The following is an 8947-nucleotide window of genomic DNA, read 5'->3' as shown; positions in this document are numbered from 1 at the left end:
GATCTCGCGGCCGCGGCCCGCAGCTCGCGGCCGGCGCCGCGGCCGCGCGCGGCGACTGGCTGCTGTTCCTGCATGCCGATACCCGGCTGGCCCCCGGCTGGGCCGCGGCGGTGCGGGGCTTCATGGCGGCGGCGGGCCATGCCGGGCGGGCGGCGTATTTCGCCTTCGCGCTCGATGACCCCTCGCCGCAGGCCCGCCGGCTGGAACGCCTGGTCGCCTGGCGCTGCCGGGTGATGGCGCTGCCCTACGGCGACCAGGGGCTTCTGCTGCCGCGCGCCCTCTATGATGCCGTCGGCGGCTACCGCCCGCTGCTGCTGATGGAGGATGTCGACCTGGTCCGCCGCATCGGCCGCCGCCGCCTCGCGGCCCTGCCGGTCGAGGCGCTCACCTCGGCCGAGCGCTGGCGGCGCGATGGCTGGCGCCGGCGCTCGGCGCGCAACCTGGCCTGCCTCTCGCTCTGGTTCATGGGTGTCCCGCCGCGGCTGATCGCCCGGGTCTATCCGTGAAGGGCGACACGCTGATCGTCTTCGCCCGGGCGCCGCGGCTCGGCACCGTCAAGCGGCGGCTGGCGGCGGGCATCGGCGCCATGGCGGCGCTGCGCTTCTACCGCGGCCAGCTCGGCCGGCTGCTGCGGCAGGCCGGGCGGGACCGCCGCTGGCGGGTGGAGCTGGCGGTGACGCCGGACCGCATCCGCTGGCCGGTCCGCGCCTCCCCTGGGCTGCCGATGCGGGGGCAGGGGGGCGGCGACCTCGGCCAGCGGATGGGCCGGGCGCTCGGGCGGCACCGCCGGGCGGTGCTGGTCGGCTGCGACATCCCGGGCCTCGGCCGCGCTGATGTCGCCGCGGCCTTCAGGGCGCTCGGCCGGGCCGATGCGGTCTTCGGGCCGGCGGAGGATGGCGGCTACTGGCTGGTCGGCCTCGGCCCGCGCCGGCCGCCGGCGCTCTTCGCCGGGGTGCGCTGGTCGACCGAGCATGCGCTGGCGGACACCTTGGCGAATTGCGCGGGGCGCCGGGTGGCGCTGCTGCGGCGGCTGCGGGACGTGGATACGGCCGCGGACCTGGAGGCACCGAAATGACAGAGTATGGAGGAATCGCACCGGCTGTTGCTAAAACCGCTTAAAGCCGTATCGAAATGGACCGCTGCCATGGTATTCAGAGGACCACTAACACCTTACCAGCCCGAACTGTGCCCACAATGCAAAGCTACTACAGCTAAGGAATTGCCGTTTTGTGGACGCTGTAATTTTGATTTGCGACATGGATCGAGAAAGCCCACCAAGTTCGGCAATTGCACATACTGCAAAAAATCGGGAAAGTATCACAGAGAGCATATTTTTGGTGACTGGATAAGATTAAAATATGGTAGAATCAGAAATAATTATGGCACTCACACGCTCAGGCGGCCTGAAAAAACTTCGTTTTACCGAGAAGATGAAAAATCACACAACCGAGCTTACAAGGTTCAGGGGAATATTTATTCTGGTGTTGTTAATCATGTTTGCCAAGAATGCAATAGTGGCTGGATGAGCCGTCTGCAAAGCTCAGCTCGAAATTTGATAGTCGCGCTTGCCGACGGCGAGTGGCCTAATTTTCCGGTGCTGAATGTTCTTTACTTGCGAAGTGGGCCATGATGGTGACTATAAATCTTGAGGCTCATGGCCGAATACGGACGATACAGCAGTTTCAGCACGAACAGCTAATGCGGGGTAAGGTTCCAGTCGGGTGTCGTGTCTCAATCGCGCGGATAAATGATCCATCAGCATCTGGATTTAGCTTTCATCGATCAATGCTAGCGCCTGTCCAGCTCGCTGATAAAAATTATGTCCCGATGCAGAGTACCCTTTTTTGTGTGGAAAAGGTTACTTTCCACACACTTAGTAGCATTGGTGAGAGCACGATCGGACTACTCGAAAAATTAGGCTTGGGGCCGTTTGAGCTTCCAAATCGCTCAATTTGGCCTAAAAACGACAGCAATTTAGTGGCCATTAATGAATTAATGAGCATTGAAAAAATACATGAAATTCAAGACAGCTTTTTGCTGTAATGTCTAAGATTATATTATAATTTTCGCAATTAAAGCAGCCCAAGTCTTTGCCGTGTTAAGTTTATGGATATTATGATCTCCGCCTGTTCTTTTCTGGGGCGGAGCGTTGGCTTGATCCTTGAGGCGCCACCGCCCCGGCCGGGCGCCCGGCATCGAAGCCGAGGAACCCGATATCCGGCTGCGGCGCGCCGCCATCCCCGGCCCAGAGCCGCGGGTTGCGCACCGTCGGCGCCGGCATCGGCATGCTGCGATCGACCTCGCCCGCCGCCGGGCGCGCCGCGGCCGCCGCGGCGCCGCGCTTGCCGGGCTTCGGCGGGGCGGCCGGCGCCTCGTCCGGCGGGCCGGCGACGCGGGTGCCGCCGCGGACCGAGAGCAGGTAGAACATGATCTCGTTGCGGCCCTGGTCGACCGCCGCATCGGTCGGCGTCAGGCCCAGCACGTTGCGCGACTCGAGGTCGGCGCCGCGCGCCACCGCGTCGCGCGCCGCCGGCAGGTCGCCGCGGTTGATCGCGTCGAACAGCGCCGCGTTGGGCGAGAGCACCTGATTCGGGTCGGCCGGGATCGGGTCCGGCGCGCGGCGGTTCTGCAGCCCGGGCAGCGCCGGCGGCGGCGGGCGGGACGTGCTGTTGCCCATGTCGCGCGGCACCCGGCTGGTGGTGCTGCCGCGGCCGAACTGCGCCGCGGCCTCGCCCATCGGCAGCAGGGCGAAGGCGAGGAGGACGAGGGGTGCAAGGTGCAGGATGCGGCGCATGCCGCCCTGCTTACCGTCTGCGGCGACGTCCCGCCAGTCGAGCCGGCCTATCCGGCCTATCCATCGGGCCGACCCGCCGGAAGCCGGGCCGCGGGACCGGACGGCAACCCAAGAGTTAGGTTGAAGACGTATCACGAAACCGATAGTTTGAAAGCTGCTTTGAAGGCACGAGAGGCTTGGCCATGGATCGCGGGCAACTGATCGAGATCCAGGCACTGCGTGCCTTTGCCGCCCTGGCCGTGGTTGCCTACCACGCGGCCGACCGCGCCGGGTCGGCCTTCGGGGTCGGGGCCGCTGGCGTCGACGTATTCTTCGTGATTTCCGGCTTCATCATGATGACCGTCACCGCCGCGCGTCCGACCACGCCGCTGCGGTTCGCCTGGAACCGGATATCGCGGATCGTCCCGCTGTATTGGCTGGTCACGCTGGCCCTGGTGGGGCTGGCGCTGGTCCTGCCGGCCGCGATGCCGAACCTGCAGGCCAGCCCGGACCGCGTCGTCCAATCGCTCCTTTTCATCCCGCACCGGGATCCGGCAGGGCAGATCTTCCCGGTGCTGGTCCCTGGCTGGACCCTGAACTTCGAGATGTTCTTCTACGCGCTGTTCGCCGCCGCCCTGGTGCTGCCGCGGTCGGCGCAGCTGGCCGCGATCACCGCCATGATGCTGGGCCTGGTCGGACTGGGCGTCCTGCTGCGGCCGGACGGCGCGGTTGCCGCCACCTACACCAGCCCGATGCTGCTTGAATTCCTCGCCGGCATCTGGCTGGCGCAATTGCGGCTGCGGGGCCGCCTGCCGCGGCGCCAAATCGGCTTGGCGATGCTCGCGCTGGGCCTGGCCGCCTATGCTGCGCTGCAGGCGACCCGGACCTATTCCGATGCCTGGCGCGTGGTGCTCTGGGGCGGTCCGGCGCTGCTGATCGTCGCCGGCACCCTCGCCGCCGCCCCGGCGCTGCGGCCGGGCCTGGCCAAGCGGCTCGGCGATGCGTCCTACTCGATCTACCTGCTGCACCCGCTTCTGGTCGGGGTGGTGTGGCGATTCGTCGGCTGGCTGCCGGCGCCCGGCTTCCTGCTCGCCAGCCTGCTGGTATCCGCCCTGGCCGGGCTCGCCTGCTTCACCCTGCTGGAACAGCCGCTGACCGAGGCGCTGAAGCGGCGCCGCCGCAGCGCGAGCCCATCCCGGCTTCGGGCCGCCTGACCGCCGGGCCATGGCGGCCTGCCTTCGAAGGTGAACGCGGCACCGCCATAAGTCCTTTTTGTCAGGGCAGGGTCGGGCGTCCGGGCGTTCACGCCCTCCTGCCCTCCGCCCTACCGGCAGCCATTCCCGCGGAAGGTGAAGCTGGCGACCCGCCGGTCGCCTCCCTTCTGGCCGGCCAGGGCAAAGGTGATGGCACAGGTGCGGGTGATCACCAGCGGCGGCGAATAGATCGGCCCGCCGAAGCGGCGATAGCGGCCACCCCAGTAGGGATCGCCGGGATAGATCGTGCTGGTCTGGTCCTCGTACTGCAGGAAGCGGTCGCCGCCGGCCTCATACGTAGCGGAGGGCACGCCGAGCGCCTGCACCAGCTCCGCCTCGGTCTTGCCGACCAGCGGCTGCAGCCGGGTCTCGAGCGGCGGCTCGGTCGCGCAGGCGCCGAGCAGCAAGGGCAACAGCAACAGCAAACGAAACATCAGCGTCCCTCCCGTCGCCAGGCCAGCACGGCCAGGCCGAGTACCAGGGGCAGCGCCAGCCAGGCCGGCAGCAGCGGCATGGCGGCGATGCCGGTGACGGTGTGGTCGCCGTTGCGCCGCAGCCCGATCCAGCCGCCCCCCTGGGCGTCCCGGCCGGGGCCGATCCGGCGCAGTTCCGGCAAGGCGGGCTCGGCCGCGGCGCCGAGCCAACGGGCGGCGCCCCCGGTCGCCGCCAGGATCGGCGCCAGCCGACCCGGATCGGCGCGCAGGTCGGCGACCTCCGGCGGATTGGCCGCGGCGGCGGCGACGAAGGCGTTGCGGCGGCCGTCGGAGACCTGCCAGACGCCGGGCAGGTCGGCCGGCAGCTCGGCCGTGGCGCGGCCGCCGGGGCCGGGCTGCAGCGCGGCGCGGCGCGTGCTGCCGTCGGGCGCGGTGACGGTGACCTCGGGCGGCGTCGCCGCCTCGACGCTGCGGCGCTGCACCTGCAGGCGGCCGGCCTCGATCCGCGCGGTCAGGTCCTCCTCCTCCAGCTCCGGCTCGCGCATCAGCCAGTGCGCGGCGCGGCGCAGCAGCTCGGCCTGTGGCCCGCCGCCGTCATGGCCGCGCGACCAGAGCCAGATATGGTCCGACAGCAGCAGGGCGACGCGGCCGTCGCCGACGCGGTCGAGCACAAGCAGGGGCGCGCCGCCGGCGGCTTCCATGACCGCGGTGCCGCTGCGCTGGTCGGCCCGCATGCTGCGGTACCAGCGGCCCCATGTCGCCTCGTGCTGCTCGTCCGGATTGGCGCCGGTGAGGCCCTCGGTGACGGGATGACGGGCGCCGAGCGTGGTCACCATCGGCTTGAAGGCGCCCTCCGCCGCGCCGGACAGGCCTGCCCCCTGGCCGGCCCCGACCGCGGGCCGGGCCGGCAGCACGGCGCCGAGCGGCGTCGCGGCGAGGCTGACGGGCCCGGCGAATTCCGGCCCGACCGACATCAGCAGCGCGCCGCCGCCGCGGACATAGTCGGCGATGTTGCGGAGGTAGGCGGGCGGCAGGATGCCGCGATTGGCGAAGCGGTCGAAGACCACCAGGTCGAACTCGCGGAGCTTCACCTGGAACAGCTCGCGGACGGGGAAGGCGATCAGCGCCAGCTCGTTCAGCGGGGTCAGGTCGTCCTTCTCCGGCGGGCGGAGGATGGTGAAATGCACCAGGTCGACGCCGGGATCGGCCTTCAGCAGGCGGCGCCAGGTGCGCTCGCCGGCATGCGGCTCGCCGCTCACCAGCAGCACGCGCAGCCGGTCGCGCACCCCGGTCACCGTGACGACGGCGCGGTTGTTGAGCTCGGAAACCTCGCCGGGGCGCGCTTCCGCGGCGAGTTCCACCACGGTCGGGCCGCCGCGCTCGACGGGCACTTCGATCCGGTGCTCGCGGCCGACCGGGACGCTCTCGATACGCGGCGGCGAGCCGTCGCGGCGGATCGAGAGGCGGGCGGCGCCGCTCCCGGCGGAGCCGGCGGCACCACCGTTGGGGACGCCGAGGTCGTCGATGGCAACCCGCAATTCGACGCTGCGGCCGACGATGCCGAAGCCCGGCGCCTCGATCACCCGCAGCCGCCGGTCGACCTCGCCCGGCCTGCCGGGCAGCAGGGCGTGGAAGGGTGCTTCGATGGGGGAGGCCGCGGGCACGTCGTGCACCTGCCCGTCGGTCAGCGCGATGACGCCGGCCAGGCGGGCGCGGGGGATCTCCGCCAGGGCCTGCTCCATCGCGGCGAACAGGCGGGTGCCCTGGTTGCCGCCCTCCAGCACCTCGACGGTGCGGACCTCGAGCTCGGGCAGCCGGCCGAGCCGGGCTTCGAGCGCGGTCCGCGCCGCCTCGACCTGCGCCGCGCGGTTGCCGATGCGGGCGCTGTCGGAGCGGTCGATCACCACTAGGGCGATGTCGGGGCGGGTCTCCCGGGTCTCTTCGACCAGCCGGGGATTGGCCAGCGCCAGCAGGATCAGCGCGAAAACGAGGGCGCGCAGGGGCGCGCCGCGCGCCCGCCGCCAGAGCGCCGGGACCAGCGCCAGCACCGCCACCGCGCCGAGCGCGGCCAGCAGCCAGGGCGGGATGACGGGGGAAAGGTCGATCCCGGCGAAGGCCTGCTGCATCTAGTTCCCCAGCCGTTCGAGGATGGCCGGCACATGGACCTGGTCGCCCTTGTAGTTGCCGGTCAGCGCGTACATCACGAGGTTGACGCCGAAGCGGTAGGCGAGGCTGCGCTGGCGCGTGCCGCCGGGGATGACCGCGAAGGGATTGTTGCCCCGCGCGTCGATCGCCCAGGCCGCCGCCCAGTCATGCCCGCCGAGGATGACCGGGGAGACGCTGTCGTTCGCCCGGTCCTGGTCGCGCGCCACCCAGACCTGGCCGCCGGCGAAACGGCCGGGCAGGTCGGGCAGCAGGTAGAAGGACCGCTTGAGGACGTGGTCCTCGGACAGCGGGGCCAAGGGCGGGATGGCGAGGTCGCGGGTGACGCGGCGGAGCGCCGCGCGGGCGCCTGCCGCGAAGCCCTCGCCGCTGCCCTCGTCCCGCGTGTCGAACAGGATGATGCCGCCATGGCGCATGAAGTCGTTCAGCGCGGTCACCGCCTGCGGCTCCGGCTGCGACGCATCCGGCAGGATCACCCAGTAGAGCAGGGGATAGAAGGAGAGGTCGTCCTGCCCCGGCGTCACCGCGGCCGGGTCGGCCAGCGCCGCGGCGGTGCGGCGGTTGACGAAATCGGACAGGCCGACGAGGCCCATCCGCTGCGTCTCGTCGACCGAGCCGTCGCCGGTGACGACATAGGCGAGGCGGGTGGCCAGCGCCGGGTCGCTCTCGGCCGCGGGGGCACGCTGCGCCTCGGCCGGCGCCGCGGCCAGCACCGCCAGCAGCACCGCGCCGGCCCTGGCCAGCCGCGGGACGGCGAGCAGCCCGCGCAGCACCAGCCCGATCAGCAGGTCGGCGGCCAGCAGCAGCAGCGCCGCGGCCAGCAGCCAGGGCCCGAGGTCGCGCTCGGCCGGCACGCCGCCGATTGCCAGCAGCGCGGCGCCGGGCGGCGGCGGCGGCGCGGCGCGCGGCCCGGGGATCGCCCCGCCGAGGTTCAGCGCCCGCCGGTAGGCCGCGTTCGCCGCGTCCTGGCCGGGCGTGCCGTACCAGCCCGGCGGGTTGCGCGGGGACGCGGGGGTGGTCTCGATCGCCGAGGCGGCGACCGGCGCCGCGGCCGGCGGCGCGGCGCCGAGCCGGCCGAAGCCGTCCAGCACCTCGAGCGGCGCTAGCGGCGCATCGCCTTCCTGGCCCTGGATGCCGGCCGAGAGCGCGACGATCCGCCGCAGCATCTGCACAAACAGGCCTGAGAGCGGCAGGTTCGACCACTCCGCATTGGCGGTGACGTGGAACAGCACGATGCGACCCTGCCCGCGCGCCTCGGCCGTGACCAGCGGCGTGCCGTCGCCGAGCCGCGCCCAGGTGCGCTCGGTCAGCCGGGGGGAGGGCTCGGCCAGGACCTGGCGCTCCACCGTCACCTCCTCCGGCACCGGCAGCCCGAGGAAGGGCGAGTTCTCCGGGAAGGGTGCCAAGTGCTGCGGCTGCTCCCAGGACAAGGATCCGCCGAGCTGGCGCTCGGCGCGCAGCGGCACCGGCAGCAGCGGGTCCGGCCGCTCGGCCACGCGCGGGCCGGCGAAGCGGATCAGCGTGCCGCCGCGCTCCACCCAGCGGGTCAGCGCCTCGCGCTCGGCGCCCTCGGCGACCGGCCGGTCGGCCAGCGCCAGCACGGCGATGGGGCGGGCCAGCAGCTTGTCGAGCGGCCCGCGGCGCAGCTCGACGAAGGGGGCGAGCGCGCGGTCGAGGTAGAAGAGGTCGCCGATCAGCGGCGCGTCGGCGCTTTCCTCCTGCGGCGGCAGCAGGCCGACGGGGCGGCGGCGGAAGCGCTCGTCCAGCAGGGCGACGGCGCCGGCGCCGGTCTCGCCCTCGATCTCGAGCCGCACGACCTGGTTGCGCAGCTCGACCGGCAGCTCCAGCACCGCTTCGCCCTGCGCCGCCTCGGCGGGAATGGCGACGGGGGCCTGGGCGATGGCGCGGCCGTCGCCGGTGCGGGCCAGCACCACCGCCTCGGTCGCGGTCGGCAGCGGCAGCTGCTGGACGCGAAGGCGGAGCCGGTCGGCCTCGGCGAGCGGCGGCGGCAGCAGCCGGACCGGGCGGGCCTCGGCGCGGGCGACGGTCAGGCTGCCGGCGCCGGCCAGCGCGGCCTGGAAGGGGCCGGCCGCCTCGGCGCCGTGCTCGACGCCGTCGCTGACCAGCAGGGTCGAGAGCGCGCCGGCATTGACGCCGCGCCAGGCCTGGAAGGCGGCGAGCGCCGCGGCGTGGTCGGGCGCCCAGGGCTTCGGCCGCAGCGCCGCCAGCCGTGCCCGCAGGTCCTCGGCCGGCATCGGGCCGATGACGCGGGGCGGGTCGCCGGTCTCGGCCGGCGCCGTGGCGAGCAGGGCGGCGCGGCGGCC

Annotated in this window: 7 protein-coding genes; 3 read left to right on the top strand and 4 right to left on the bottom strand. The window is 71.9% G+C overall.

The window, feature by feature from the left end; all coding sequences use genetic code 11:
* Nucleotides 1-506: glycosyltransferase (locus tag E2C06_RS33950; protein ID WP_133292977.1), on the top strand; the 506-nt coding region annotated here is incomplete at its 5' end.
* Nucleotides 503-1075 (top strand): TIGR04282 family arsenosugar biosynthesis glycosyltransferase, encoded by a 573-nt coding sequence (locus E2C06_RS33945; protein WP_133292976.1) that lies wholly within the window; start codon nucleotides 503-505, stop codon nucleotides 1073-1075. The genes E2C06_RS33950 and E2C06_RS33945, both read left to right, overlap by 4 nt.
* Nucleotides 1076-2113: 1038 nt before the next feature.
* On the opposite strand, the gene E2C06_RS33940 is transcribed toward E2C06_RS33945, so the two are convergent.
* On the bottom strand, nucleotides 2114-2794 hold the full coding sequence (locus E2C06_RS33940) for an ankyrin repeat domain-containing protein (RefSeq protein ID WP_133292975.1): 681 nt from the start codon (nucleotides 2792-2794) through the stop codon (nucleotides 2114-2116).
* Nucleotides 2795-2976: 182 nt separating this feature from the next.
* On the opposite strand from E2C06_RS33940, the gene E2C06_RS33935 reads away from it, so the two are divergent.
* Nucleotides 2977-3987: an acyltransferase family protein gene (locus tag E2C06_RS33935; RefSeq protein ID WP_133292974.1), complete on the top strand. Its 1011-nt coding sequence runs from the start codon at nucleotides 2977-2979 to the stop codon at nucleotides 3985-3987.
* A 110-nt stretch (nucleotides 3988-4097) separates the two neighbouring features.
* Here E2C06_RS33935 and E2C06_RS33930 read toward each other — a convergent pair whose 3' ends face one another.
* From E2C06_RS33930 to E2C06_RS33920, 3 genes are all read right to left on the bottom strand, one after another.
* Nucleotides 4098-4460 carry a hypothetical protein gene (locus E2C06_RS33930; RefSeq protein WP_133292973.1) on the bottom strand — a complete coding sequence of 121 codons (363 nt, stop codon included), beginning with the start codon at nucleotides 4458-4460 and terminating at the stop codon, nucleotides 4098-4100.
* Nucleotides 4460-6586 (bottom strand): hypothetical protein, encoded by a 2127-nt coding sequence (locus tag E2C06_RS33925; RefSeq protein ID WP_133292972.1) that lies wholly within the window; start codon nucleotides 6584-6586, stop codon nucleotides 4460-4462. The genes E2C06_RS33930 and E2C06_RS33925 overlap by 1 nt, the downstream gene beginning before the upstream one ends.
* The coding region (locus tag E2C06_RS33920; protein ID WP_133292971.1) for a DUF4159 domain-containing protein at nucleotides 6587-8947 on the bottom strand (2361 nt) is incomplete at its 5' end.

Source organism: Dankookia rubra, assembly GCF_004355005.1.
Classification (GTDB): domain Bacteria; phylum Pseudomonadota; class Alphaproteobacteria; order Acetobacterales; family Acetobacteraceae; genus Paracraurococcus; species Paracraurococcus ruber_A.
Note: the sequence above shows the minus strand (reverse complement) of the source record. Positions and strands in the feature narration are given on the sequence as shown.

Excerpts from the sequence above, each read along its gene's own strand:
- E2C06_RS33940 (WP_133292975.1), bottom strand. The coding sequence starts at position 2,794 with ATGCGCCGCATCCTGCACCTTGCACCCCTCGTCCTCCTCGCCTTCGCC.
- E2C06_RS33935 (WP_133292974.1), top strand. The coding sequence starts at position 2,977 with ATGGATCGCGGGCAACTGATCGAGATCCAGGCACTGCGTGCCTTTGCC.
- E2C06_RS33930 (WP_133292973.1), bottom strand. The coding sequence starts at position 4,460 with ATGTTTCGTTTGCTGTTGCTGTTGCCCTTGCTGCTCGGCGCCTGCGCG.
- E2C06_RS33925 (WP_133292972.1), bottom strand. The coding sequence starts at position 6,586 with ATGCAGCAGGCCTTCGCCGGGATCGACCTTTCCCCCGTCATCCCGCCC.